The organism is Streptomyces sp. NPDC036764 (assembly GCF_055609385.1).
The window spans coordinates 19543-43907 of the sequence record NZ_JBVJPT010000008.1 but is presented as its reverse complement, the minus strand read 5'-3'; the positions used below and the strand labels follow the sequence as shown (position 1 = coordinate 43907).

The 24365-nt window shown below is 70.6% G+C and carries 23 protein-coding genes; 20 read left to right on the top strand and 3 right to left on the bottom strand.

Annotation, left to right across the window (positions count from 1 at the left end; all coding sequences use genetic code 11):
* Positions 1-115: 115 nt before the first annotated feature.
* From ACZ69Q_RS27000 to ACZ69Q_RS26970, 7 genes are all read left to right on the top strand, one after another.
* Complete coding sequence (locus ACZ69Q_RS27000; RefSeq protein ID WP_471046450.1) at positions 116-1138, top strand: LacI family DNA-binding transcriptional regulator; 1023 nt, start codon at positions 116-118, stop codon at positions 1136-1138.
* A 208-nt stretch (positions 1139-1346) separates the two neighbouring features.
* Positions 1347-2372 (top strand): S1C family serine protease, encoded by a 1026-nt coding sequence (locus ACZ69Q_RS26995; protein ID WP_471046448.1) that lies wholly within the window; start codon positions 1347-1349, stop codon positions 2370-2372.
* 27 nt (positions 2373-2399) lie between these two features.
* On the top strand, positions 2400-2594 hold the full coding sequence (locus ACZ69Q_RS26990; RefSeq protein ID WP_471046446.1) for a hypothetical protein: 195 nt from the start codon (positions 2400-2402) through the stop codon (positions 2592-2594).
* Between the two features lie 86 nt (positions 2595-2680).
* Complete coding sequence (locus ACZ69Q_RS26985) at positions 2681-3418, top strand: response regulator transcription factor (RefSeq protein ID WP_471046444.1); 738 nt, start codon at positions 2681-2683, stop codon at positions 3416-3418.
* Entirely contained in the window at positions 3415-4848 is a 1434-nt protein-coding gene (locus ACZ69Q_RS26980) for a sensor histidine kinase (protein WP_471046442.1), read from the top strand. The genes ACZ69Q_RS26985 and ACZ69Q_RS26980 overlap by 4 nt, the downstream gene beginning before the upstream one ends.
* Positions 4849-5016: 168 nt before the next feature.
* Entirely contained in the window at positions 5017-5874 is an 858-nt protein-coding gene (locus tag ACZ69Q_RS26975; protein ID WP_471046440.1) for a hypothetical protein, read from the top strand.
* Positions 5875-6005: 131 nt separating this feature from the next.
* Entirely contained in the window at positions 6006-6776 is a 771-nt protein-coding gene (locus ACZ69Q_RS26970) for a carbonic anhydrase (RefSeq protein ID WP_471046439.1), read from the top strand.
* 117 nt (positions 6777-6893) lie between these two features.
* On the opposite strand, the gene ACZ69Q_RS26965 is transcribed toward ACZ69Q_RS26970, so the two are convergent.
* On the bottom strand, positions 6894-8123 hold the full coding sequence (locus ACZ69Q_RS26965; RefSeq protein WP_471046437.1) for an LmeA family phospholipid-binding protein: 1230 nt from the start codon (positions 8121-8123) through the stop codon (positions 6894-6896).
* Between the two features lie 117 nt (positions 8124-8240).
* Complete coding sequence (locus ACZ69Q_RS26960) at positions 8241-10055, bottom strand: bifunctional metallophosphatase/5'-nucleotidase (protein ID WP_471046435.1); 1815 nt, start codon at positions 10053-10055, stop codon at positions 8241-8243.
* 206 nt (positions 10056-10261) lie between these two features.
* On the opposite strand from ACZ69Q_RS26960, the gene mshD reads away from it, so the two are divergent.
* From mshD to pstB, 12 genes are all read left to right on the top strand, one after another.
* The gene (gene mshD / locus ACZ69Q_RS26955; protein WP_471046433.1) at positions 10262-11188 is read left to right on the top strand and encodes a mycothiol synthase; all 927 of its coding nucleotides are present in this window, start codon (positions 10262-10264) and stop codon (positions 11186-11188) included.
* A 111-nt stretch (positions 11189-11299) separates the two neighbouring features.
* Positions 11300-11686 (top strand): GntR family transcriptional regulator, encoded by a 387-nt coding sequence (locus ACZ69Q_RS26950; RefSeq protein ID WP_030958763.1) that lies wholly within the window; start codon positions 11300-11302, stop codon positions 11684-11686.
* The gene (locus ACZ69Q_RS26945) at positions 11683-12570 is read left to right on the top strand and encodes an ABC transporter ATP-binding protein (protein WP_471046430.1); all 888 of its coding nucleotides are present in this window, start codon (positions 11683-11685) and stop codon (positions 12568-12570) included. The genes ACZ69Q_RS26950 and ACZ69Q_RS26945 overlap by 4 nt, the downstream gene beginning before the upstream one ends.
* Positions 12567-13568, top strand: coding sequence for an ABC transporter permease (locus tag ACZ69Q_RS26940; RefSeq protein WP_471046428.1), 1002 nt, complete (start codon positions 12567-12569; stop codon positions 13566-13568). Before ACZ69Q_RS26945 ends, ACZ69Q_RS26940 begins: the two co-directional genes overlap by 4 nt.
* A complete protein-coding gene (locus ACZ69Q_RS26935; protein WP_471046426.1) occupies positions 13565-14491 on the top strand; it encodes a hypothetical protein in 927 nt (308 codons plus the stop codon). Before ACZ69Q_RS26940 ends, ACZ69Q_RS26935 begins: the two co-directional genes overlap by 4 nt.
* A 146-nt stretch (positions 14492-14637) precedes the next feature.
* Complete coding sequence (locus ACZ69Q_RS26930) at positions 14638-17004, top strand: RNA degradosome polyphosphate kinase (protein WP_471046424.1); 2367 nt, start codon at positions 14638-14640, stop codon at positions 17002-17004.
* Complete coding sequence (locus ACZ69Q_RS26925) at positions 16985-18148, top strand: CHAD domain-containing protein (protein WP_471046422.1); 1164 nt, start codon at positions 16985-16987, stop codon at positions 18146-18148. The genes ACZ69Q_RS26930 and ACZ69Q_RS26925 overlap by 20 nt, the downstream gene beginning before the upstream one ends.
* A 64-nt stretch (positions 18149-18212) precedes the next feature.
* Positions 18213-18635, top strand: coding sequence for an NUDIX hydrolase (locus ACZ69Q_RS26920; protein WP_471046420.1), 423 nt, complete (start codon positions 18213-18215; stop codon positions 18633-18635).
* A gap of 246 nt (positions 18636-18881) precedes the next feature.
* Positions 18882-20009, top strand: coding sequence for a phosphate ABC transporter substrate-binding protein PstS (pstS, locus tag ACZ69Q_RS26915; RefSeq protein WP_471046418.1), 1128 nt, complete (start codon positions 18882-18884; stop codon positions 20007-20009).
* Positions 20010-20140: 131 nt separating this feature from the next.
* Positions 20141-21145 carry a phosphate ABC transporter permease subunit PstC gene (pstC, locus tag ACZ69Q_RS26910; protein WP_471046415.1) on the top strand — a complete coding sequence of 335 codons (1005 nt, stop codon included), beginning with the start codon at positions 20141-20143 and terminating at the stop codon, positions 21143-21145.
* Positions 21142-22206, top strand: a complete 1065-nt coding sequence (gene pstA / locus ACZ69Q_RS26905) for a phosphate ABC transporter permease PstA (protein ID WP_471046413.1) — start codon at positions 21142-21144, stop codon at positions 22204-22206. Before pstC ends, pstA begins: the two co-directional genes overlap by 4 nt.
* Positions 22207-22262: 56 nt before the next feature.
* Complete coding sequence (gene pstB, locus ACZ69Q_RS26900; protein ID WP_471046411.1) at positions 22263-23039, top strand: phosphate ABC transporter ATP-binding protein PstB; 777 nt, start codon at positions 22263-22265, stop codon at positions 23037-23039.
* A 150-nt stretch (positions 23040-23189) separates the two neighbouring features.
* On the opposite strand, the gene ACZ69Q_RS26895 is transcribed toward pstB, so the two are convergent.
* A complete protein-coding gene (locus ACZ69Q_RS26895; RefSeq protein ID WP_471046409.1) occupies positions 23190-23369 on the bottom strand; it encodes a hypothetical protein in 180 nt (59 codons plus the stop codon).
* Between the two features lie 126 nt (positions 23370-23495).
* Between ACZ69Q_RS26895 and ACZ69Q_RS26890 the strand changes: the two genes are divergently transcribed.
* A complete protein-coding gene (locus tag ACZ69Q_RS26890) occupies positions 23496-24329 on the top strand; it encodes an SCO4651 family lipoprotein (protein ID WP_471046407.1) in 834 nt (277 codons plus the stop codon).
* The last annotated feature ends 36 nt before the right edge of the window (positions 24330-24365 follow it).

Genomic DNA, 24365 nt, shown 5'->3' with positions numbered 1-24365 from the left:
GACGCCGGGGCGGGCAGCTTCGGCGTCCCTTTCGCACCGAGAAGGCGCCGGGCGGGCGGCAAGGGAGGTCCTTCACGCCCTGCCCAGAGCGGGTCCATCCGCGTAGACTCCGCGCGTGGCCAAGGTGACTCGCGATGACGTTGCGCGGCTGGCAGGGACCTCCACTGCCGTCGTCAGCTATGTCATCAACAACGGACCCCGGCCGGTCGCCCCGGCCACGCGCGAGCGCGTTCTCGCCGCGATCAAGGAGCTGGGCTACCGGCCCGACCGGGTCGCCCAGGCGATGGCCTCGCGGCGCACGGATCTCATAGGCCTGATCGTCCCGGACGCGCGCCAGCCCTTCTTCGGGGAGATGGCCCACGCGGTCGAGTGGGCCGCGGCCGAGCGCGGAAAGATGGTTCTCGTCGGCAACTCCGACTACGTCGGCGAGCGCGAGGTCCACTATCTGCGGGCGTTCCTCGGAATGCGCGTCTCGGGGCTCATCCTCGTCTCCCACGCGCTGAACGACCTGGCCGCCGCGGAGATCGAGGCCTGGGACGCCCGGGTCGTCCTGCTCCACGAGCGGCCCGAGGCAATCGACGACGTCGCCGTCGTCACCGACGACCTCGGCGGCGCCCAGCTCGCGGTACGCCATCTGCTGGAGCACGGCTACGAGTACGTCGCCTGTATGGGCGGCACCGCCGAGACCCCCGCGGTCGGCGACCCGGTCTCCGACCACGTCGAGGGGTGGCGGCGCGCGATGGCGGAGGCGCGGATCCCCACGGAGGGGCGGCTGTTCGAGGCGCCGTACAACCGCTACGACGCGTACCGCATAGCGCTGGACATCCTCGCCGGGCCCCAGCGTCCGCCCGCGATCTTCTGCTCCACCGACGACCAGGCCATCGGTGTGCTGCGCGCGGCGCGCGAGCTGCGGATCGACGTGCCGGAGGAGCTGGCCGTCGCCGGGTTCGACGACATCAAGGAGGCGGCGCTGGCGGATCCGCCGCTCACCACCGTCGCCTCGGACCGGTCCGCCATGGCTCGCGCCGCGGTGGATCTGGTGCTCGACGACGGGTTGCGGGTCGCGGGGTCCCGGCGAGAGCGGCTGAAGGTGTTTCCGTCGCGGTTGGTCTTGCGGCGGTCTTGCGGCTGCGCCTAGAAGCTCGGGGGCTCTGTTGTCGGTCGGCTCGCGGTCGTGTGTGGTTTCTCGCGCAGTTCCCCGCGCCCCTGGGTGGGCTTCCCTTAAGCCAATCTGAGAAGGCTCGGCCCGCTGCCAGAAGCGTCCTTACATCGGGCATACGACCTTCTGCCGGGCTTCTCAGCCGGCGCTCAGGAAGCTCTCATGGTCGGGCGACATGCTCATTTCCATGACCGAGAGCTTCCGCCGCAGCGGCGAGTACGAGAACCCGTACCAGCAGCAGGCCTCCTCCCCCGTGAACCCGGAGTGGCCGCCCCCGCCGGCGCACCAGCCGTCGGCGCACACCACCCTCCTCGCCGAGCCCGTCGCCCAGCCGCCGAAGTCGCGGCGTCGGCCTCGCGGACCCGTCGCCCTCCTCGCCGCCGTGGCCATCGTCGCCGCGGCGATCGGCGGCGGCACGGCCTTGGGCATCCAGGAGCTGACCGGCAACGACACCGTCGCCGCCTCCAGCTCCACCAGCACCAACGTCGTCCCCTCCAGCCAGAGGGGCACGGTCTCCGGGGTCGCCAAGGCGGTCAGCCCGAGCATCGTCGAGATCAACGCACAGTCCAACGCCGGTTCCTCCACCGGCTCCGGCGTGATCATCACCGGCGACGGCGAGATCATCACCAACAACCACGTCGTCTCCGGCGCCTCCACGGTCAAGGTGACGACCAGCGACGGCAAGCAGTACACCGCCGACGTCGTCGGCACCGACAGCGGCAAGGACCTGGCGCTGATCAAGCTCCGGAACGCCTCCGGGCTGCCGACGGCCACCCTCGGCAACTCCGACGGGGTCCAGGTCGGTGACGAGGTCGTGGCGATCGGCTCCCCCGAGGGCCTGACCGGCACCGTCACCAGCGGCATCGTCTCCGCGCTCGACCGTGACGTGACCGTCTCCACGGACGAGGGCCAGCAGCAACAGCAGCAGGGCGGCGGCTGGCCGTTCGAGTTCGGCGGTCAGCAGTTCAACGGCGACACCGGCTCGTCCACGACGACGTACAAGGCGCTCCAGACCGACGCGTCCCTGAACCCCGGCAACTCCGGCGGCGCGCTGATCGACATGAACGGCAACATCATCGGCATCAACTCGGCGATGTACTCGGCCGCCGGCTCGGGTTCGTCCAACGCGGGCAGCGTGGGCCTCGGCTTCGCGATCCCGATCAACACCGTCAAGGCCGACCTGGCGAAGCTGCGGTCGGGTTCGCAGAACTGAGCCCCACGCAACGCGAAGGAGCAGCTCATGATCACGCAGGTCGAGCACACCGCGGCCGGCACGCCCGCCGGCGCCGCCGACATCGCTCTGGCCCTGGAGGTCGCCGGCGCCCTGCACGCGCCGACGGCTCCTTCCCGGGCGCCGGAGCTGGCGACCGCCCGCCCGCGCGCGGGTCGCCGGACCGCCGCGGCCCGTGGCCGTCGCCGTACCGTACGAGGCTGAGAACGTGCGAGGCTGAAGCCGTTCGAGCCCGCTCAGCCCTCCTCCGTCCCAGCCCCTTTCCCACCCCACCCGAGGATCCCGAGCCCATGAGCCCCGCCGATGGCGACCGTGACCCCCAGCGCATCCTGATCGTCGACGACGAGCCGGCGGTGCGCGAAGCACTTCAGCGCAGCCTCGCCTTCGAGGGGTACGACACCGAGGTCGCGGTCGACGGCGCGGACGCCCTGGAGAAGGCGACCGCCTACCGGCCCGACCTCGTGGTCCTCGACATCCAGATGCCCCGCATGGACGGCCTGACCGCCGCCCGCCGCATCCGCGGCGCCGGTGACACCACGCCGATCCTGATGCTGACGGCCCGTGACACGGTCGGCGACCGCGTCACCGGGCTGGACGCCGGGGCCGACGACTACCTGGTCAAGCCGTTCGAACTGGACGAGCTGTTCGCCCGGGTCCGCGCGCTGCTGCGACGCAGCTCGTACGCGGCGGCGGCCGGGGCGGACGCGGCCGCCGAGGACGAGGCGCTGACCTTCGCCGACCTGCGTATGGACCTCGCGACGCGGGAGGTCACGCGGGGCGGGCGGCCGGTTGAGCTGACCCGTACCGAGTTCACGTTGCTGGAGATGTTCATGGCGCATCCGCGCCAGGTGCTGACGCGTGAGCAGATCCTCAAGGCCGTGTGGGGCTTCGACTTCGAACCGACGTCGAACTCGTTGGACGTGTACGTCATGTACCTGCGCCGCAAGACCGAGGCGGCCGGCGAGCCGCGGCTCGTGCACACGGTTCGGGGCGTGGGGTATGTGCTGCGACAGGGCGGGGCGGAGTGAGGAAGGTACTGCGCCGGTTCCGCTCCCTGCCGATCCGGTCCCGGCTGGCGCTGCTGGTGGCGGCGGCGGTGGCGTTCGCGGTGGCGGCGGTGTCGGTGACCTGCTGGTTCATTGTGCAGGGGAAGCTGTACGAGCAGCTCAACGCCGACCTGAAGGACATGGCACGCAGGCCCGGCACGGTCGCCTCGCTCCTCCAGAGCTGCACCCAGAGCCCGCTGGAGAACACCCAGGCGTTCCCGGGCCGCAACGACTACGTCCAGGCGATCAAGGAGAAGGGCGACCCCTGCGTCGACCAGACCTCCCCGGGCACGGTCAAGGTCACCGGCTCCGACCAGGACGTGATCAAGGCTGGGAACGCCAACGAGGTCTACTTCCGCAACGGCACCGACGAAGACGGCAACGCCGTACGCGTGCTGACCCGGTACCTGGGCGTGGACCAGAACGACGGGCAGGGGGTCGCCCTGCAGCTCGCGGTCCCCCTCAAGGGCACCGAGTCCACCCTCAACGACCTCGCCCTGATCCTCCTCCTCGTCTCCGGCGTCGGAGTGGTCGGCGCCGGTGCCGCCGGGCTCGCCGTGGCCCGCGCGGGTCTGCGCCCCGTCGACAAGCTCACCGAGGCCGTCGAACACGTCGCCCGCACCGAGGACCTGAACATCCGCATCCCGGTCGAGGACGACTCCGAGGACGAGGTGGCCCGCCTCTCCCGTTCCTTCAACTCCATGACCTCCGCCCTGACCAGCTCCCGCGAGCTCCAGCAGCAGCTCATCGCGGACGCCGGCCACGAACTGCGCACCCCCCTCACCTCCCTGCGCACCAACATCGAGCTCCTCACCCGCAGCGAGGAGACCGGCCGCCCGATCCCCGAGGCGGACCGCAAGGCCCTGCTCGCCTCCGTCAAGGCGCAGATGACCGAACTGGCCGCCCTGATCGGCGACTTGCAGGAACTGTCCCGCTCGGAGGCGCAGCGCGGCGAGCGCGTCCAGGTGATCTCGCTGGAGGACACGGTCGAGGCGGCCCTGCGCCGGGCCCGGCTCCGCGGCCCGGAGCTGACGATCACCTCCGATCTCCGGCCCTGGTACGTCCGTGCGGAGCCGGCGGCCCTGGAACGCGCGGTCGTCAACATCCTCGACAACGCGGTGAAGTTCAGCCCGGATGGCGGGAGCGTCGAGGTCCGGCTGGTGGACGGCGTCCTGACCGTCCGCGACCACGGCCCCGGCATCCCCGCCGACGAACTCCCCCACGTCTTCGACCGCTTCTGGCGCTCCCCGAGCGCGCGTGCCCTGCCCGGTTCGGGCCTCGGCCTGTCCATCGTGGCCCGCACGGTCGAGCAGGCCGGCGGCCAGGTCACCCTCTCCCACGCGCAGGACGGCGGCACGGTGGCGACGGTACGCCTGCCGGGGGCGCCGACTCCGCCCCCTGAGGTCGTCTGACCGGACGGACGGAGTGCCTGCCTCCGTGCCGTACGAGCTGTCGATGTCCTGTCATCCTCAGCGATCCAGACCCTACTCGCGGGTTCTCTGAAATCTTCCTGGCTGTCAGACAGGCAGGCGCCTGCCCGGTGCCGCCTGTGCACAGACCAACGGAGTGAGCCAACCCCCATGCGACTCATTCGCACATCGACGCTCAAGAAGAGCGCCCTGAACATCGTCTCCGCCGCCCTCGCCATATCCGGCGTGCTGGCGGGTGCCGGTTCCGCCGAGGCGGCCGGGCCCGGCGGAGCCCAGAACGTCCGGGGCGTCGACCCCGGGAACACCGACCTGATGATCGAGCGGCTCTGCGGTCAGGAGCCGAGCCTGACCGGCGTCTACGGTGCCTACAACGTCGACACCGGCGAGTTCAAGACGCAGGACGAGTACCTGCGGGACGTCTTCGGGCTGTGGAAGCCCGCCGGGCCGTGGGAGCTGTTCCGCGGCTGGTGCGGTTACGCCGAGGCCTCGACCTGGTCGACCAAGGGCGAGACGATCCGCACCTCCCGGTGGATCGGCAACCGGGGCTCGAAGGACGACAAGGAGACCTTCGTCAGCAGCTACAGCACCAAGACGTTCGCCAAGAAGAGCGTCGGCGGCACCATCAGTCTCTCCCTCGCCAAGAGCATCTTCTCGGGCGGCGTCGGCGGCAGCGCCGGCTACGAGTGGGGCTGGGAGAAGACCTCTTCCTTCGAGACCCGCAGCGAGAAGACCGTTCCGCCGTGCAGCCAGGTGGCCGTGACATGGACGCCGTACCAGCGCGTGGTGCGCGTGAACCCGGTCTTCCAAGTCGAGGACTACCAGTGGAACAAGGGCGGCGACGACGTCACCGCGCACACCTGGCGCGGCCGGGACGCAGGCTGGAAGACGATCTACTCGTACGGCTACTACATCGACGGCGTCTCCGACAAGCTCCTGCCCAACGGCCAGCCCGACGGCCGTGAGGACAAGGTGGAGGAGAAGCTGGATCCCGACACCTGCACCAAGTAGGCCACCGAAGGTCAAGGCGGGCGCGGGAGAACACCAAGAGCGGGCCAACAATCGATCATGGGATTCCCGCGCCCGGCCATGATTCAGTAACACGAACTGATGTCCGGTCATTCGAGCGTACGTTCCTGCCCGTGAACGCTGATAGTTCCGTCGGCGCCCAGCCGACCGCAGCCGCCCACAAGCGGTTCGCCCTTCCCTCTCCCGCCCGCCGCGCACTCCTGCGGTTCGGGCTCACCGGCGCCGCCGCACTGGGGGCCACCGCCGCCCTCGGCGCGGCTCCCGCGTCCGCCACCCCCACACCCACCTCCCGTCCCCGGCCGGGCACGCCCGACGAGGCCCTGCGTGAGCTGGCCGCCGGGAATCTGCGCTGGCGCACCTTCCGCGAGCGCCACCCCGACGAATCGCCCGCGGTGCGGCAGAGTCTGACGTCGGGTCAGCATCCGTTCGCCCTCGTCCTCGGCTGCATCGACTCGCGCGTACCGCCGGAGCTGGTCTTCGACCAGGGGCTCGGGGACCTGATGACCGTGCGCTCGGCCGGCGAGGTCCTGGACGAGGCCGTGCTCGGCAGCGTCGCCTACGGAGTGCTGGAACTGGACATACCGCTGGTGCTGGTGCTCGGGCACCAGTCGTGCGGTGCGGTGAAGGCCGCCGTCGAGGCGGACGAGTCCGGGGAGCGGCTGCCGGCCCACATCCAGTACATCGCCGACCAGATAGCCCCGAACATAGATCGCACGAAGGAGGGCGACGCCCGCGTCGACTCGACCATCGACGTCAACGTCCGTGCCGTCCGCGCCCGGCTCGCCGCGGAGCCCGATCTCGCCGCGAAGGTCGCCACCGGCCGACTGGCCATCGTCGGCGCCCGCTACGAGCTGACCAACCAGCGCGTCCGCCGCCTGGCCTGACCTCCGGAAGCGGCCGAGGCACCCGGCGTGCTCGGGGTCGGCGAATGCCGAGCATGCCGGGGGCGGGCACGTAGCCAGGCCGAGGACAGCCGGCCCCGAAGGCCGAGGCCGACGGCGTCAGCGGCCCACCGCCAGGTCGGCGCCCTCCAGGTGCACCCTGATCCCGTCCTTCTCCACCCGCACGTCCCGCAGTCGCACCTGGCCGCTCGGGGGTTTCGGGAGGCGGAAGCCCAGGGAGAGCTGGTCGGTGAGGACCGGGCGGGTGAGGCGGGGCAGGGCGTCCAGGAGGGCGGGGTCGAAGCCCAGGAGGGCCAGGACCTGGGGGTGGTCCAGGGCCAGGTCGATGAGGTTCAGGCGCATCGCCTGATGCAGGAAGCGCGGGGTGCCGACCAGCTCGGTGAGCTTGGACTCGTTGCGCAGCGCCTCGCGGACGAGGGAGTCGGGTACGCCCAGGCGCCGTACCACCGCAGGAACGGACAGCAGCGCCTTCGCCTTGCGGGTCTCGCGGGCGAGACGGGCCACCGACTCGCGGCTGAGGTGCAGGCCCTCCGAGGTGCGGGCGCCGGGCCGGTACGTGGCCAGGTCCCCGATGTCCAGGCGCATTCCGCCGATGTGCGTGGCGATGCCGCGGTCGCCGTTGCGCACGATCCGGGCCTCGGCCCGCAGCCGCAGGTCGTGCCCGGCGACCGGCAGGGTGCCGCGCGCGCGGACCCGGTCGCGGCCCTCGCCGGTGAACGTCACCTGGGACGCGCCGAGTTCACGGTTCAGGTCGGCGAAGGAGAGCAGGACGTCGCCCTCCAGACGCGGGACGTCGGCGCCGCGCACCGAGGTGGGGCCGTCGGTGTCCAGCCGTACGTCTGTCGCCGTCGCCGTCACCTGGGCGAGCGAGACCCGGTCGGCGGCCAGGTCGGGGACGGTCACCTTCACCGAGTCCAGTCGTTCGTCGGCGAGCTGGGTGAGGAAGGGAAAGCCGTCGATCTCGACTTCGGGAGCGGCCGTGAGCTTCAGCCGGGTCTTGAGGGTGTCCGCCGCTCTGCGCTCGGCGTACAGCAGCGCCCAGCGGTCGGCGAGGGTGAGGAAGGCGGCGAGGACGAGGATCGCGACGACCGACTTCATCGCGAAGGAGAGGCCCGCGAGGCTGCCGCGCCGCTTGCGCCGGCTGCCCTTGCGGTGGTTGGGCGGGGCCCAGGGATCATCCTGGGCCTCCGCCTCTTCCCGCGCACGCTCCGTGTCCTCGACGAGGAACTCCTCCAGCGGACTGTCGCCCAGTGGGCCTTCGTCCAGACCGCCGAGTTGCTCGTAGGGGTTTATATAGGGATGCGCCGTTATGTGGTGGGGGGAACGCATCGGCCCATCCGACCATGCGCACTCCCCCCACCCGCAACCTCTACCGGGGGTTTGCGATCTAGTTCACGCCAATTCACATACTTGAGGCATGAACCACCGCACGGATTACGGCAGTTGCTACTTGACGACCGTGATCCGGTTCGCCGCCGGCGGCTGGATCGGGTTCGTGGCCGTGGAATTGGCCGTCAGGTACTTCTCCAGCACCGTCAGGTCGTCCGTGCCGACGAGGTCGTTGGTGCCCTGGCCCAGCGTCGGGAAGCCGTCGCCGCCGCCCGCGAGGAAGTTGTTCATCGCGACGCGGTAGGTGGCCGCCGGGTCGATCGCCGCACCGTTCAGCTTGATCGAGTCCGTCACCACACGGTCCGCGCCCGACTTCGTCAGGTCCAGCGTGTAGGTCAGGCCCGAGGAGATCTGGAGGATCTTCGGGGAGACCGCGTTCGTGCCGCTGACCTGCTCCTTGAGCACCTGGACGAGCTGTGCGCCGGTGAGGTCCTGGAGGTTCAGCGTGTTGGAGAACGGCTGCACCGTGAAGCCCTCGGCGTAGGTCACCACGCCGTCACCCTCGGCGCCCTTGGCCGCGTAGGTCAGCGGCGCCCGGATGCCGCCGGGGTTCATCAGCGCCAGGTCCGTCTCCGGGTCCAGCTCCTTGCCGTACGCGAGCTGCGCGTCCGCGATCAGGTCGCCGAGCGGGGACTCGGTGCCCGTGCTGGGGATGTCGGCGCCGATGTAGCCGATCGCGCGGTTGCCGATGGGCGCCGCGAGGGTGTTCCACCCGGAGATCAGCTCGGTCATGTCGGGCGCCTTGGGGACGTCCCGGGTGACCACGCGGTTCGCGGACTTCACGGCCGTACGGGCGATGTCGCCGGTGAAGCGGTCGTACGTCAGCGTCGTGTCGGTGTAGAGCCGGCCGAAGGACGCGGCCGAGGTGACCATGCGGGGCTTGCCCGACGGGTCGGGGATCGTGCAGACGTAGGCCGCGTGCGTGTGGCCGGTGACCAGCGCGTCCACGGACGGCGTGATGTTCTTGGCGATGTCGGCGATCGGGCCGGAGATGCCGTCACCCGCGCCCGGCGCGTCGCAGTTGTAGTTGTACGCGCCGGAGGCCGGCTGCCCGCCCTCGTGGATCAGCGCGACGATCGACTTCACGCCCTGGCGCTGGAGCACCTTGGCGTACTTGTTGATCGTCTCGACCTCGTCCTTGAACTTCAGGCCCTTGACGCCCTCGGCGGAGACGACGCCCGGAGTGTCCTCCAGGGTCACGCCGATGAAGCCGATCTTGACGTCCTTCTTCTTCCACACCCAGTAGGGCTTGAGGATCGGCCTGCCGGTCTTCTCGTCGAGGACGTTCGCGGCGAGGTAGGGGAAGTCGGCGCCCTCGAACTCCTTGTCCGTGTAGCAGCCGGCCGTCGGGTGGCAGCCGCCGTTCTGCAGGCGGGCCAGCTCCTTGGCGCCCTCGTCGAACTCGTGGTTGCCGACCGAGGTGACGTCCAGGTCGAGCTTGTTCAGCGCCTCGATGGTGGGCTCGTCGTGGAAGAGGCCCGAGATCAGCGGGGAGGCGCCGACCATGTCGCCGCCGGCCGCGGTGATGGAGTACTTCTCGCCCTCGCGGGCCTGGCGCAGGTGGGTGGCGAGGTACTCCACGCCGCCCGCGTCGATGGTCTTGGTCGTGCCGTCCGCCTGGAGCTCGGTGACCCGGCCCGACGAGCCGGCCGGCGGCTCAAGGTTGCCGTGCAGGTCGTTGAAGGACAGGAGCTGGACGTCCTGGTACCGGCTGAAGTGGTGACCACCGCCGTGCTTCTCGGAGCTCTCCCCCGCCGACGCCGTGGCCGGGAGCGCCGCGGCCAGCGCGCCCGCGGTGGCGAGCGTCGCGGCGGTCGCCATCAGAGCGTACGTACGGCGTCTGCGGTGGTGCTGGTGGGATGTGGCTGACATCCGCCCCCCTGTGAGTCGTGAAAGACACGCAGGTCGTGGATGACCTGTGCGTCATGAATGACATGGCCCCGTCGGGCGGCAGCCTAGAGTCAACGCGCGTAGCGCGACAGGGGGTTCCTGGTTACAGCCTGGTTGCGTCTGATGTTGCCGCCGTCCTTGATTTCCGTGCCGGGACTTTGCCCGGACCGCCCCTTACCCTCGTACGCATGACCAGCGACGACACCGCACACCCCCTCCCCACCCGTTCCATCGAGACCTACTCCGCGCTCGCCCCCGAGCAGACCGAGGCCGTACTGGAGCTGCTGGCGGAGGCCGCCCGGAACGACGGGCAGCAGGCGGTGTCCGAGCAGGGCCGGCTGCAACTGCGCGGAGGAGAGCGCGAGGGCGTCTCGCATCTGCTGCTGAACGTCGGCGGCGAACTCGTCGGCTACGCCCAACTGGAGGACACCGACCCGGTGGAGGCACCGGCCGCCGAACTCGTCGTCCACCCCTCGCACCGCGGCCACGGCCACGGCCGCGCGCTCGGCTCGGCCCTGCTCGGCGCGTCCGGCAAGCGGCTGCGGGTTTGGGCCCACGGCGGCCACTCGGCCGCGCGCCATCTCTCCCAGGTGCTCGGCCTCACCCTGTTCCGGGAACTGCGCCAGATGCGCCGCCCGCTGGCGGATCTGAACCTGCCGGACCCGGTGCTCCCGGAAGGCGTCACGGTCCGCACCTTCGTGCCCGGCCGGGACGACGCGGCCTGGCTCGCGGTGAACGCGGCCGCCTTCGCCCACCACCCCGAGCAGGGCTCCCTCGCCCAGCGCGACCTCGACGACCGCAAGGCCGAGCCGTGGTTCGACCCGGCGGGATTCTTCCTTGCGGAACAGGACGGCGAACTCGTCGGCTTCCACTGGACGAAGGTCCACGCGGAGGAGGGGCTCGGCGAGGTGTACGTGCTCGGGGTGCGACCGGGCGCGCAGGGCGGTGGCCTGGGCAAGGCCCTGACGACGATCGGCCTGCGGCACCTGGCGGCCCAGGGGCTGCCCACGGCGATGCTCTACGTCGACGCGGACAACAAGGCGGCGGTGTCGGTGTACGAGCGGCTGGGGTTCACGACGTACGAGACGGACCTGATGTACCGCACGGAGACCTGATTCCCGGTACAAATAACCGACATAACTCCCTTAAGGGGCGGCGATCTTGACGCCGCCCCTTCTCTTGCACCACCCTTTCACTACTCAATTAGTGAAAGGGTGGTGGAACGGATGGTCGAGTACCGCATAGACCGGCGCTCCGGCGTCGCCACCTACGTGCAGATCGTCCAGCAGACCAAACAGGCCCTGCGTCTGGGCCTGCTGGAGCCGGGCGACAAGCTGCCGACGGCCCGCGAGGTCGTCGAGGCGACCGCCATCAACCCCAACACCGTGCTCAAGGCCTATCGCGAACTGGAACGCGAGGGCCTGGTCGAGGCGCGGCGGGGGCTCGGCACGTTCGTGCGACGGGGACTGAACACCGCGCCGGCGGACTCGCCGCTGCGCACCGAACTGGACGCCTGGGCCGCACGGGCCCGCGCGGCCGGGCTGGACCGCGACGACGTGGACGCTCTCTTCACTTCCGTACTGGACACGCACTTCAAGGGGGACGAGTCATGACCGAGACCGCCATCGAGGCGGCCGCGCTGGGCAGGACGTTCGGGCGACGGCGCAAGGCGGCACTGGACGAGTGCACCTTCCGACTGCCGGCGGGCAGCGTGTGCGCCGTCGTCGGACCCAACGGCGCCGGCAAGTCGACCCTGCTCTCGATCGCCGCCGGACTGCTTCGCCCCACCGACGGCACGATCACCGTCCTCGGCCAGGCCCCGGCAGCGGTCCGCGAACGACTCGCGTACGTCGCCCAGGACAAGCCCCTGCACCCCCAGCTCACCGTCGCCGACACCCTGCGCTTCGGCCGTGAACTCAACCCCGGCCGCTGGGACGCGAAGGCCGCCGAGCGGATCGTCGACGAGGGCGAACTCGAACCGGACGCCAGGATCCGCACCCTCTCCGGCGGCCAGCGCACCCGCGTCGCGCTCGCCCTCGCCCTCGGCAAGCGGCCCGAACTGCTGCTCCTGGACGAGCCGATGGCCGACCTCGACCCACTGGCCCGGCATCAGCTCATGGCCACACTCATGGCGGACGCCGCCGAGCACGGCACCACGGTTGTCATGTCCTCGCACGTCGTGGCCGAGCTGGACGGCTCCTGCGACCACCTCCTGCTGCTCGGCGCCGGCCGGGTCCGCCTCGCCGGCCCGCTGGACGACATGCTCACCGCGCACCGCCTGGTCACCGGCCGGGCCGACGCGCCCCTGGACCCGCACACCGTGATCGAGTCCCGCACCACGGGCCGCCAACTCACCGCACTCGTACGCCCCGAGGGCCCGCTCGACGCCAACTGGCAGGCCACCGTCCCGACCCTGGAAGAGCTGGTCCTGGCCCACCTGCGCGCCCCGCAGGCCCCGGCCCTGCGCCTGGACGACGTGCGGGAGGCCGCCGTATGACCGCCGTGACGACCATCGAGACGGCCGCCGTCGCCGCGCCCTCCCGGGGCCCGCGCGGACTGCTCTGGGTGATGCTGCGAGTGCACCGCTCGGCGCTGTGGTTCTGGGTGCTGCTGGTCGCCTTCGGCGCGGGAGCACTGCTGTGGGCGTACGGCCCGGGGGCGGACGCCGCCTGGGCCGAGTTCCACAAGATGGGGTGCGACTCGGGGCAGCCGCTCCTGGGCTGCGACGACATCGGCTCCGCCTACACCCGGTACGACACCCTCAGCAGCCTCGGCGCCGGAGTGCTCGGCATCGCCCCCTTCCTCGCCGCGGCCTGGGCGGGCGGGTCGCTGATCGGGCGCGAACTGGAGAACGGCACGGCCCAGTTGGCGTGGACGCAGTCGGTCTCCCCGGCCCGCTGGCTGGCCGCCAAGCTCGCCGTCCCGGCCGCCCTGCTCGCCTCCGGCACCCTCGTGCTCACGCTGCTGCACCGCCTGATGTGGTCGACGGACGGACAGCTCCGTCTGGCGATGGGCTCACGCGACTGGTACCAGAGCACCACCTTCGAGGCCAACGGCACCCTCGCCACCGCCTACGCCCTCCTGGGCCTCGCCGTCGGTGTCCTCGCCGGCCTGCTCCACCGCCGCGCCCTGCCGGCGCTCGGCACCGCGGTCGTCGGTACGGCAGTCCTCGCGTCCTGGCTCGTCAGCCTGCGCCCGCACCTGTGGCCGGTCGAGACGCTCACCGCCAAGGACGGGTACCCCGAGTACATCGGCATGGTCCTCGGCGAAGGCGCGCTCACCTCCACCGGCGCCCGCGTCCAGGACCCCATGTGCGTCGACGACGTCAAGTGCCTCGCCGAGCACGACATCGTCGGCTTCTACCGCGACTACCACCCCTCCTCCCACTTCTGGCCCCTTCAGCTCGTGGAGACGGGCATCGTCCTCGCGGTGGCGGCCCTGGCGGTGCTGATCGCCTTCAGGCTGCTGAAGCGCCGTACCGGAGCCGCCGTATGACCGCCGCCCTCGCCGCCGCGACGGCCCCGGCCACCGGCCCCTCGCGCGGGCCGAGCGGCCTGGTCTGGGCCGTCCTGCGGGTACACCGCACGGCACTCGTCTTCTGGGCGCTCTGCCTGACCGGCGCCACGGCCGCGCTGATCTGGATGCACGCCATCGGCGACGAGGCCCGCAAGGGCAACGTCCCGTGCACGACGCCGGCCCAGGGCGGCCATCCCGCCTGCGCGTCCCTCGAAACGATCACCGTGGACGACGTCTACTCGAGCTGGAGCGGGCTGATCGCCACCGCCCTGACGTACGCGGTCCTCCTCGTGGCCGCCTGGGCCGGCGGCGCGCTCATCGGGCGCGAGGTGGAGAACGGAACCGCCCGGCTCGCCTGGACCCAGTCGGTCGTCCCGGCCCGCTGGCTGGCCGCCAAGCTCGCCGTCCCGGCCGTATTGCTCACCACCGGCACCGGCGCGGTCGTGCTGCTGAACAACTGGGCGCGCGGGGACAGCGCCCCCGACCTGGTCGGGGACTGGTACGACGCGGACGTCTTCGTCGGCACCGGCCCGACGGCCGTCGCGTACGCCCTGGCAGGTCTCGCCCTCGGCGCACTCGCCGGACTGCTGCTGGGCCGGGCCCTGCCCGCCGCCGGGGTGGGCTTCGCGAGCGCGATCGTCCTGTGCGCCGTGCTGGAGACCTTCCGCGAGGACCTGTGGCCGACGATCACCCGCAGCGGAACCGAGGGCGGTTTCGAGCTGCCCCGCTCGGACTGGCAGATCGGCTGGACCGAAGAGAAGGGCTCCACCACCCTCACCGCCACCTTCCACCCCCAGTCGCACTTCTGGCCGCTCCAGCTCGTCGAGACCGGCATCGTTCTCGCCGTCGCCGCCACCGCGACCCTCGCCGCCTTCTGGCTGCTGCGCCGCCGCACCCCGTAGATTCCGCCGCACGTCCCTCCACGGGGGGAGGGACGTGCGGTCTGGACACACGTGCGATCACGTAGACGCCCGCGAGCCGCCCCCCGCTATCCCACACGCCATGTCTCCGTAACCATTGGTTCAGACGGGCTTGCGACGCTCACCCAATGACCGCCGCCGTGCCAGAGCCTTCGCTTCCCGCGCAGGCGAGCGCGAGGAACGGGGACGCACGACGCCTCCCCTCGACACTCCCGCCCGCTCTTTCCGACGCGCCCATTGGGCTCGATGCGCGGAACAATGGGCATATGAGTCAGTCCTCCAACGCCCCGGTCCAGCACGCGCAGCCCTCCGTGGGCTCCATTGCGGCGCACCGCCCGCACACGGTCTCGGCGGTCGTCTCCGATCTGGAACCCGATATCGACGCCGACCTCGACGCGTACGAGGTCACCGAGATCGAAGGTGTCCAGTTGCCCCAGGGCCGGTTCCTGGACCGGGAGCGAAGCTGGCTCGCGTTCAACGAACGCGTCCTCGAACTCGCCGAGGACCCGAACACCCCGCTCCTGGAGCGGGCGAACTTCCTCGCGATCTTCGCCAGCAACCTGGACGAGTTCTTCATGGTCCGCGTGGCCGGACTGAAGCGCCGTATCGCCACCGGTGTCGCCACCCGCTCCGCGTCCGGCCTCCAGCCGCGCGAGGTCTTGGAGATGATCTGGGCCCGCTCCCGCGAGCTGATGGCCCGGCACGCCGCGTGCTACCACGAGGACGTCGCCCCCGCGCTCGCGGAGGAGAGCATCCACCTCGTGCGCTGGAGCGAGCTGACCGAGAAGGAGCAGGCCCGCCTCTTCACGCTCTTCCGGCACCAGATCTTCCCGGTCCTCACGCCCCTGGCGGTCGACCCGGCGCACCCGTTCCCGTACATCTCCGGCCTGTCGCTGAACCTGGCCGTACGCGTACGCAACCCCGTCACCGGCACCCCGCACTTCGCCCGGGTGAAGGTGCCGCCGCTGCTCTCCCGCTTCCTTGAGGCCTCCCCCGGCCGGTTCGTCCCGATCGAGGACGTCATCGGCGCGCACCTGGAGGAGCTCTTCCCGGGCATGGAGGTGCTGGAGCACCACGCCTTCCGGGTCACCCGCAACGAGGACCTGGAGGTCGAGGAGGACGACGCCGAGAACCTGCTCCAGGCCCTGGAGAAGGAGCTCATGCGGCGCCGCTTCGGCCCGCCGGTGCGCCTGGAGGTCGAGGAGAACATCAACCAGGAGGTCCTGGACCTGCTGGTGCGCGAGCTGAAGATCAGCGAGGCCGAGGTCTACCCGCTCACCGGCCCCCTGGACCTCACCGGCCTCTTCCGCATCGCCTCCATCGACCGGCCCGAGCTGAAGTACCCGAAGTTCGTCGCGGGCACCCATCGCGATCTCGCCGAGGTCGAGTCGGCGTCCGCGCCGGACATCTTCGCCGCGCTGCGCAACCGGGACGTGCTGCTGCACCACCCGTACGACTCGTTCTCCACGTCCGTGCAGGCCTTCCTGGAGCAGGCCGCCGACGACCCTGACGTCCTCGCGATCAAGCAGACCCTGTACCGCACCTCCGGCGACTCCCCGATAGTCAACGCGCTCATCGACGCCGCCGAGGCCGGCAAACAGGTCCTGGTCCTGGTCGAGATCAAGGCCCGCTTCGACGAGCACGCCAACATCAAGTGGGCGCGCAAGCTGGAGGAGGCCGGCTGCCATGTCGTCTACGGCCTCGTCGGCCTGAAGACACACTGCAAGCTGTCGCTGGTGGTCCGCCAAGAGGGCGAGACGCTGCGGCGCTACAGCCACGTCGGCACCGGCAACTACCACCCGAAGACGGCGCGGCTGTACGAGGACCTGGGCCTGCTGACCGCCGACCCGCAGGTCGGCGCGGACCTGTCCGACCTGTTCAACCGCCTGTCCGGCTACTCGCGGCGGGAGACCTACCGGCGGCTGCTGGTCGCCCCGAAGTCCCTGCGCGACGGGCTGGTCGCGCGGATCAACAAGGAGGTCCAGCACCACCGTGCCGGGCGTCCCGCCTACATCCGCATCAAGGTCAACTCCATCGTCGACGAGGCGCTCATCGACGCCTGCTACGGCGCGTCCCAGGCGGGTGTGCCCGTCGACATCTGGGTCCGCGGCATCTGCGCGATCCGCCCGGGCGTGACCGGACTGTCGGACAACATCCGCGTCCGCTCGGTCCTCGGCCGCTTCCTCGAGCACTCCCGGGTCTTCGCCTTCGGCAACGGCGGCGAACCCGAGGTGTGGATCGGCAGCGCCGACATGATGCACCGCAACCTCGACCGCCGTATCGAGGCCCTGGTCAGGGTCACCGACCCGGCCCACCGCGCCGCGCTGAACCGGCTCCTGGAGACCGGTATGTCCGACACCACCGCGTCCTGGCACCTGGGCCCGGACGGCGAGTGGACCCGGCACGCGGCGGACGCGGATGGCCAGCCCCTGCGCAACGTCCAGGAGATGCTCATAGACGCCCGGAGGCGCCGGCGTGGCACAGCAACACCTTGATCCGACGGACCCCACGGCCGGGGCGTCACCCAAGCTCTCGACTGCGCTCGACCAGGGTGGTGCCCCCTTCGGGGACGCCCTGGCGTGTTACCTGCGTGCCCAGGCCACGGAGTTCCTCCGGGCCCTGCGCCTGCACCGGGAGAACGGCGGCGACGGAGGTGCCCCGGCGCGCAACAAGGCGCGCGCCGGGGACAACGGCACGCAGGAGTCCGTCGACGCGGCACGGGCCCTGCGCCGCTCGGCCCGCCGTATCAGCGCCAGCCTGCACACGTTCCGCCCGCTGCTGGACGCCGACTGGTCGGAGGCCATCCGCCCCGAGCTGGCCTGGCTGTCCGGCACGCTGGCGCTGGAGCACGCCTACGCGGCCCGCCTGGAGCGTCTGCTGCTGGCGCTGCACCGGCTGTCGGGGGCGGCGGCAGTGCCGGCGCAGACGGGCACGCTCGGCGCGGCGGCCGCCCCGCAGAAGGCGGCTTCCGGCGACACCGGGCCCGCGGCCCACCCGGCCGCCGGCCCGGAGCGCGGCAACCTCACGGTGGGCGCCGCCAAAGCCGGCGCCCTGCTCGAACGCCAGCTCACCCTGGCCCGGACCCGGGCGCACAGCACCGCCCTCCAGGCCCTCGGCTCCTCCCGCTTCCATGCCGTCGCCGACAGCATCGCCGTACTGGCCAGCGAGGTCCCGCTCACCCCGGCCGCGGCGACCGCCGACCTGCGTCCCCTCGCGGCCGCGGCCGAGGAGCGGCTCACCGACGCGGTGGCGGCGCTGCCCCTGGTGACCGCGGGCAGCCCGTACAACGCCGAGGCCCTGATCCACGGCCTCTCCCCGGACCCGGCCCCGCATCCGCAGGACGCGCCCTGGCACCAGGTCCGGCTGCTGCTGCGCCTGCACCGCTATGCCCGCGAGGTCCTGCACGGCGACTCCGCCCAGGTGGACGTACGGCTGCTGGCGGCCGGCCAGTCGCTCAACCGGCACCGCGACGCCTCCGAGGCGGCGGCCGCCGCGGCCCAGGCCGCGCGCACCCCGCGCATCGCCCCCGCGACGGCGTACGCGCTCGGCGTCCTGCACGCCGACCAGCGCCACGAGGTGGAGGCGGCGCGGTTCGCGTTCCAGCAGTCCTGGCAGAGGCAGACCGTGGGCACGCCCTAGCGACCCTGAGGCCCGCCCTGGGAACCCCTGAACCACAGGCAGTCCCGAAGGAGGCAGACAACCGGTGACTCACGCGAATGACCTCACGGTCCATGCGGCCGGCTGTGTCCTGTGGCGCCGTTCGCCGGTAGACGGTGAGGTGGAGATATGCCTGGTCCACCGACCGAAGTACGACGACTGGTCGCATCCGAAGGGCAAGTTGAAACGCGGCGAGGACCCCCTGGCGGGCGCGCTGCGCGAGGTGCTGGAGGAGACGGGGCACTCCGCCGAGCCCGGCGCCGGGCTGCCGACGATGCGGTATCTCGCGAACGGCCGGCCCAAGGAGGTCCGCTACTGGGCGGCCGAGGCGGGACCCGGCGTCTTCGCGCCCAACGCCGAGGTGGACCGGGTCCTGTGGCTCTCCCCCACGGCCGCCCGGGTGCGTCTGACCCAACCGAGGGACCGCTCCCTTGTGGACGCTCTGCTGCAGTCGCTTCGGCTGGCCTAGTCCGAATCAACCCCGACAAAGACTCGGAATACACCCGTGTCCTCAACGTAAGCCTTCCGTTACCTCACCCAGCCGTACCCAGGGGTTCACCCCTCGTTCATTTACGCCCTTCGGCGCCTTCACCTGATCTGCCTAATTTCGGCCGTGCAAGATGACGGGCCGCACCTCGGTGGACGCGTCCGCATCACTCATTCTTCGCACGCCGCCGGAATTCAGGACGGCGGCTCCCGGAAGGAACTCCCTCAAGTGAAGCTTCAGCGCAAGAACCGGCGCGTCCTCGCTCTCGGCGCTCTCGCCGTCTCCGGCGCCCTGGCCCTCACGGCGTGCGGCTCCGACGACACCGGCAACGGCGGCGACGCCTCGGCGAGCGCTCCGGCCGCCGGCAAGATCGACTGTGGGGACGCCAGCGGTCAGCTCCAGGCGTCCGGCTCGTCCGCGCAGAAGAACGCGATCGACGCCTGGGTCAAGCAGTTCACCGCCGCCTGCAAGAGCGTTCAGCTCAACTACAACCCGACCGGTTCGGGTGCCGGTGTCACCGCCTTCCTGCAGGGCCAGACCGCGTTCGCCGGTTCTGACTCCGCCCTGGACCCGGAGGAGATCACCGAGTCCAAGAAGACCGCCTGCACGGGCGGCGGCCAGGCCATCGACCTGCCCATGGTCGGCGGCCCGATCGCGGTCGGCTTCAACGTCCCCGGTGTCGACAGCCTCGTCCTCGACGCCCCGACGCTGGCCAAGATCTTCAACAGCGAGATCAAGAACTGGAACGACAAGGCCATCGCGGCGCTGAACCCCGACGCGAAGCTCCCCGACCTCCAGATCCAGCCCTTCCACCGCTCGGACGAGTCCGGCACCACGGACAACTTCACCAAGTACCTGATCGCCGCCGCGCCCGACAACTGGAAGTACGAGGGCGGCAAGTCGTGGCAGGCCAAGGGCGGCCAGTCCGCTCAGGGCTCCTCCGGCCTGGCCCAGCAGGTGACGCAGACCTCGGGCGCCATCGGCTACTTCGAGCTCTCCTACGCCAAGGGCATCAAGACGGTCGACGTCAAGACCCAGGCCGCCGAGCCGGTCAAGGCGTCCACCGAGAACGCCTCGAAGGCCATCGCCGCGGCCAAGGTCGTCGGCACCGGCAAGGACATGGCGCTCGAGCTCGACTACAAGCCGACCGCCGCCGGCGCCTACCCGATCACCCTGGTCACCTACGAGATCGTCTGTGACAAGGGCAACAAGGCGGAGAGCCTCCCCGCCACCAAGGCCTTCCTGACCTACATCGCCTCCGAGGACGGCCAGGGCCTGCTGTCCGACGCCGGCTACGCCCCGCTCCCCGCGGAGATCGCCACCAAGGTCCGCAGCACCATCTCGGGCCTGAGCTAACCCTGAGTGCGGCCCGCTCCACACCGGAGCGGGCCGCATCGTCCGGTGCACCGCCGCCAGGAGCCTCCCGTATCTCGGGCGGTTCCGCCGTGAGCCACCCCGCCCGGTGGCTCCGCAGACCGGAGAACCCCATGGACATATCAACAAAGAACGACACACCTCCCCCCGCACCCCAGCCGTCCGAGACCGAGCAGAATCGCGCCGCCCGCGGCGCCACCCGTCCCGGTGACCGCGTCTTCCTCGCGCTCTCCCGCGGATCCGGCATCTTCCTGCTCGTGGTCATGGCGGCCATCGCCGTCTTCCTGAGCATTCGCGCCGCCAGCGCGATCAGCAAGGACGAGGCCAACTTCTTCACGACGTTCGAGTGGAACCCCACCGCCGTCCCGCCGCAGTTCGGCATCGCGGTTCTGGCCTTCGGCACCGTCGTGTCGTCGATCATCGCGCTCGCCATCGCGGTTCCCATCTCGCTCGGCATCGCGCTGTTCATCACGCACTACGCCCCGCGCAAGCTCGGCGGCCCCATCGCGTACGTGATCGACCTGCTCGCCGCCGTGCCGTCCATCGTCTACGGCCTGTGGGGCGCCCTCGTCCTGGTGCCGCACCTGGGCGGGCTGTACGGCTGGCTCGACGAGTACCTCGGCTGGACCGGCCTCTTCGAGTGGCAGGGCGGCGCGCCCCGCGCGATGTTCACCGTCGGCATCCTGCTCGCGATCATGATCCTGCCGATCATCACCAACGTGAGCCGCGAGATCTTCCGTCAGGTCCCGCAGATGCACGAGGAGGCGGCCCTGGCCCTCGGCGCCACGCGCTGGGAGGTCATCCGCATGTCGGTCCTGCCCTACGGCCGCTCCGGCATCATCTCCGCCTCGATGCTCGGCCTCGGCCGCGCGCTCGGCGAGACGATGGCCGTCGCCATGGTCCTGTCGCCGAGCTTCGACATCAACGCCAGCCTGCTCGACCCGGGCGGCGGCACCTTCGCCCAGAACATCGCCAGCAAGTTCAACGAGGCGACCGAGAACGGCCGTGACGCGCTCATCGCCTCCGGTCTGGTGCTCTTCGTCATCACCCTGCTGGTCAACGGCACCGCCCGCATCATCATCGAGCGGCGCAAGGAGTTCTCGGGGGCCAACGCATGAGCCACGCAACCCTTTCCGACAAGCGCCCCAGCTCCCTGAAGGGCGCCACGCTGCCCAAGTGGTTCCCCTGGGCGGTCGCCGCGGGCTCCGTCGCCCTCGGCTTCGGCATCAGCGCGGCCGCCGGGCTGGACAGCAGCATCCAGTGGGCCCTGATCGCCGCGCTGCTGTTCATCGTCGGGTCGTACGGCATCTCCGCGGGCGTCGAGGGACGCCGCCAGGCCAAGGACCGCACCGCCACCAGCCTGATCTGGGTCGCGTTCCTGCTCGCCGCCATCCCGCTGGTCTCGATCATGTACGAGACCATCAAGCGCGGTGTGAAGGTCCTCGACGGCTACTTCCTCAGCCACTCGATGGGTGTGGTCTCCGACACCGAGCCCGGCGGCGGTATCTACCACGCCCTCCTCGGCACCCTGGAGCAGGTCGGCATCGCCACCGCGATCTCCGTGCCGATCGGTGTGCTGACCGCGATCTACCTGGTCGAGTACGGGCGCGGCAAGCTCGCCAAGGCCATCACCTTCTTCGTCGACGTCATGACGGGCATCCCGTCGATCGTCGCGGGTCTGTTCATCCTCAGCCTCTGGATCGTGACCCTGGACATGGGCTACTCCGGCTTCGCCGGCTCGATGGCCCTGTGCATCCTGATGCTGCCGGTGGTCGTCCGCTCCACCGAGGAGATGCTCAAGCTCGTCCCGAACGAGCTGCGCGAGGCCTCGCTGGCGCTGGGCGTGCCCAAGTGGCGCACCATCCTCAAGGTGGTCCTGCCGACGTCCATCGGCGGTATCACCACCGGTGTGATGCTCGCGGTCGCGCGTATCACCGGTGAGACCGCTCCGCTGCTGCTGCTGGTGTGGGTGACCAACTTCATCAACACCAACCCGTTCAAGGACCCGCAGGCGTCGCTGCCGGTTTACATCTACCTGCAGTTCACGAACAGTGGCGGTCAGGGGCCGGCCTACGACCGCGCCTGGGCGGGAGCACTGGTGCTCATCGCCTTCATCATGATCCTCAACCTGGTGGCTCGCGGCATCGCCCGCTGGAAGGCCCCCAAGACCGGTCGCTGACGCGGCCAAAGAGTTGAACAGTCAGCGACTCGGATTCGAAAGAAGCAGTGATCTAAATGGCCAAGCGCATTGATGTCAGCGGCCTCAACGCCTACTACGGTTCCTTCCTGGCCGTCGAGGACATCTCGATGACCGTCGAGCCCCGCTCCGTGACGGCCTTCATCGGCCCGTCCGGCTGCGGCAAGTCCACCTTCCTGCGCACGCTCAACCGCATGCACGAGGTCACGCCGGGCGGCCGCGTCGAGGGCAAGGTCCTCCTCGACGACGAGAACCTGTACGGCGCCGGCATCGACCCGGTGGCCGTGCGACGTGAGGTCGGCATGGTGTTCCAGCGGCCGAACCCCTTCCCCACGATGTCGGTGTACGACAACGTCGCGGCCGGTCTGCGGCTGAACGGCTCGTACAAGAAGTCCCAGCTCGACGACGTCGTGGAGAAGTCCCTCAAGGGCGCCAACCTCTGGAACGAGGTGAAGGACCGCCTGAACAAGCCGGGCTCCGGCCTCTCCGGCGGTCAGCAGCAGCGTCTGTGCATCGCCCGCGCCATCGCGGTCGAGCCCAAGGTCCTGCTGATGGACGAGCCCTGCTCGGCCCTGGACCCGATCTCGACGCTCGCGATCGAGGACCTGATCGGTGAGCTGAAGGAGCGCTTCACGATCGTCATCGTGACGCACAACATGCAGCAGGCGGCCCGTGTCTCGGACCGCACGGCCTTCTTCAACCTCGCCGCCGTCGGCCAGCCCGGCAAGCTGATCGAGATAGACGACACCGAGCGCATCTTCTCCAACCCGTCGGTCCAGGCCACGGAGGACTACATCTCCGGCCGCTTCGGCTGATCCGGCCGCCTTCGGGCGACACGAACCCCTCGCGGTGCTGCATGGCGGTGCCACCGCGAGGCAGATAAAGGGCCCGCCCCCCGGCTCCCGGGGGGCGGGCCCGCATCTGTGTTCGGACGGGTACGCCTGCCGCGACCCGCACCGGGCGTCTCAGCCCCGCACGTGACCGTCCGCATCCGTCCTCGCCAGGCTCCGCGCCCGTCTCGCCGGCCCCCGCCAGCCGCAGGTGCAGCGAGCCGAACAGAACGGCCCCTTCTCCATCATCGACGTGCGGTGCTCTGAGAGGTAGCCAGGTTTCGTAGGGGAGGTCGGTCCATCCTTCTGCGCCACGCCGACAACGTTACCCAAGGCAAGTAAGCCCAACCCCGCCAGCGTGCGTGACGAGGGCACCTACCCGTCGTTAACCGGAACGACGGGGGGCCCGTGACGGACGTACCGGCTGGGGGTAGGCAGGCGATGACGGAGCGGCAGCAGCACAGAAAGCGTGGGGCGGGCGTCGCGGCCGGGGTCTTGTGTGTCTGCCTCGCCGGCAGCGGATGCGCGCAGAGCGGGGCCGCCGCCGAGGACGCACACGGCGAAGGCGCGGTCGAGGTCGTGCGCCGCGCCGCCGACACCCTGGCCGGGACCCGCAGCTCCAAGACCCGTACGTCGATGGAGATGGCCACCGGCGGCACCCGCGTCACGATCCGCGGCGAGGGCGTCTACGACTTCCGCCGGCAACTGGGGCGGCTGAGGGTCCTGCTTCCACAGGATCCCGCGGGTGCCACCGCGCACCGGCCGATCATGGAGCTGCTGGCTCCCGGGGCCCTGTTCATGAAGAACCGCGGCGCCGGGGTACCCGCCGACAAATGGGTCCGCGTCGACACCCGGTCCCTGTCCGACGGCAACCTCGTCACCGGCGGGGCCACCGACCCGTTCGCCGCCGCCGAGGTGCTGCGCGGGGCGCGGACGGCGACGTACGTGGGCGACGAGGAGGTCGCAGGCACACCGGTGCGGCACTACCGGGGCACCGCTGACCTGGGGATTGCCGCGCAGAAGGCGTCCGACGGGAACGCCGACTCCCTGGCCGCGGCGGCGAAAGGGTTCGCCACGGACCAGGTGCCGTTCGACGTCTTCCTCGACGACGACGGACGGATCCGCAAGGTCAGACACCGCTTCAGCTTCGTCAACGGGCAGCAGCAAGACGCCGTCGCCGTCGCCTCGACCACCTTGCTGTACGACTTCGGGGCCCCCGTCGACGTACGGTTGCCGGACCGCGGCGACATCTACGCCGGCAAGATCGCCGGATAGTGGGGGTCGGTGAATGCGCGCGTGACGGGCGTCAAG

Excerpts from the sequence above, each read along its gene's own strand:
- ACZ69Q_RS26940 (WP_471046428.1), top strand. The coding sequence starts at position 12,567 with ATGACCGCCGTGACGACCATCGAGACGGCCGCCGTCGCCGCGCCCTCC.
- ACZ69Q_RS26935 (WP_471046426.1), top strand. The coding sequence starts at position 13,565 with ATGACCGCCGCCCTCGCCGCCGCGACGGCCCCGGCCACCGGCCCCTCG.
- mshD (WP_471046433.1), top strand. The coding sequence starts at position 10,262 with ATGACCAGCGACGACACCGCACACCCCCTCCCCACCCGTTCCATCGAG.
- pstB (WP_471046411.1), top strand. The coding sequence starts at position 22,263 with ATGGCCAAGCGCATTGATGTCAGCGGCCTCAACGCCTACTACGGTTCC.
- ACZ69Q_RS26965 (WP_471046437.1), bottom strand. The coding sequence starts at position 8,123 with ATGCGTTCCCCCCACCACATAACGGCGCATCCCTATATAAACCCCTAC.
- ACZ69Q_RS26995 (WP_471046448.1), top strand. The coding sequence starts at position 1,347 with ATGACCGAGAGCTTCCGCCGCAGCGGCGAGTACGAGAACCCGTACCAG.
- ACZ69Q_RS26990 (WP_471046446.1), top strand. The coding sequence starts at position 2,400 with ATGATCACGCAGGTCGAGCACACCGCGGCCGGCACGCCCGCCGGCGCC.
- ACZ69Q_RS26890 (WP_471046407.1), top strand. The coding sequence starts at position 23,496 with ATGACGGAGCGGCAGCAGCACAGAAAGCGTGGGGCGGGCGTCGCGGCC.
- pstA (WP_471046413.1), top strand. The coding sequence starts at position 21,142 with ATGAGCCACGCAACCCTTTCCGACAAGCGCCCCAGCTCCCTGAAGGGC.
- pstC (WP_471046415.1), top strand. The coding sequence starts at position 20,141 with ATGGACATATCAACAAAGAACGACACACCTCCCCCCGCACCCCAGCCG.
- ACZ69Q_RS26930 (WP_471046424.1), top strand. The coding sequence starts at position 14,638 with ATGACCGCCGCCGTGCCAGAGCCTTCGCTTCCCGCGCAGGCGAGCGCG.
- ACZ69Q_RS26950 (WP_030958763.1), top strand. The coding sequence starts at position 11,300 with ATGGTCGAGTACCGCATAGACCGGCGCTCCGGCGTCGCCACCTACGTG.
- ACZ69Q_RS26960 (WP_471046435.1), bottom strand. The coding sequence starts at position 10,055 with ATGTCAGCCACATCCCACCAGCACCACCGCAGACGCCGTACGTACGCT.
- ACZ69Q_RS26945 (WP_471046430.1), top strand. The coding sequence starts at position 11,683 with ATGACCGAGACCGCCATCGAGGCGGCCGCGCTGGGCAGGACGTTCGGG.
- ACZ69Q_RS26975 (WP_471046440.1), top strand. The coding sequence starts at position 5,017 with ATGCGACTCATTCGCACATCGACGCTCAAGAAGAGCGCCCTGAACATC.
- ACZ69Q_RS26985 (WP_471046444.1), top strand. The coding sequence starts at position 2,681 with ATGAGCCCCGCCGATGGCGACCGTGACCCCCAGCGCATCCTGATCGTC.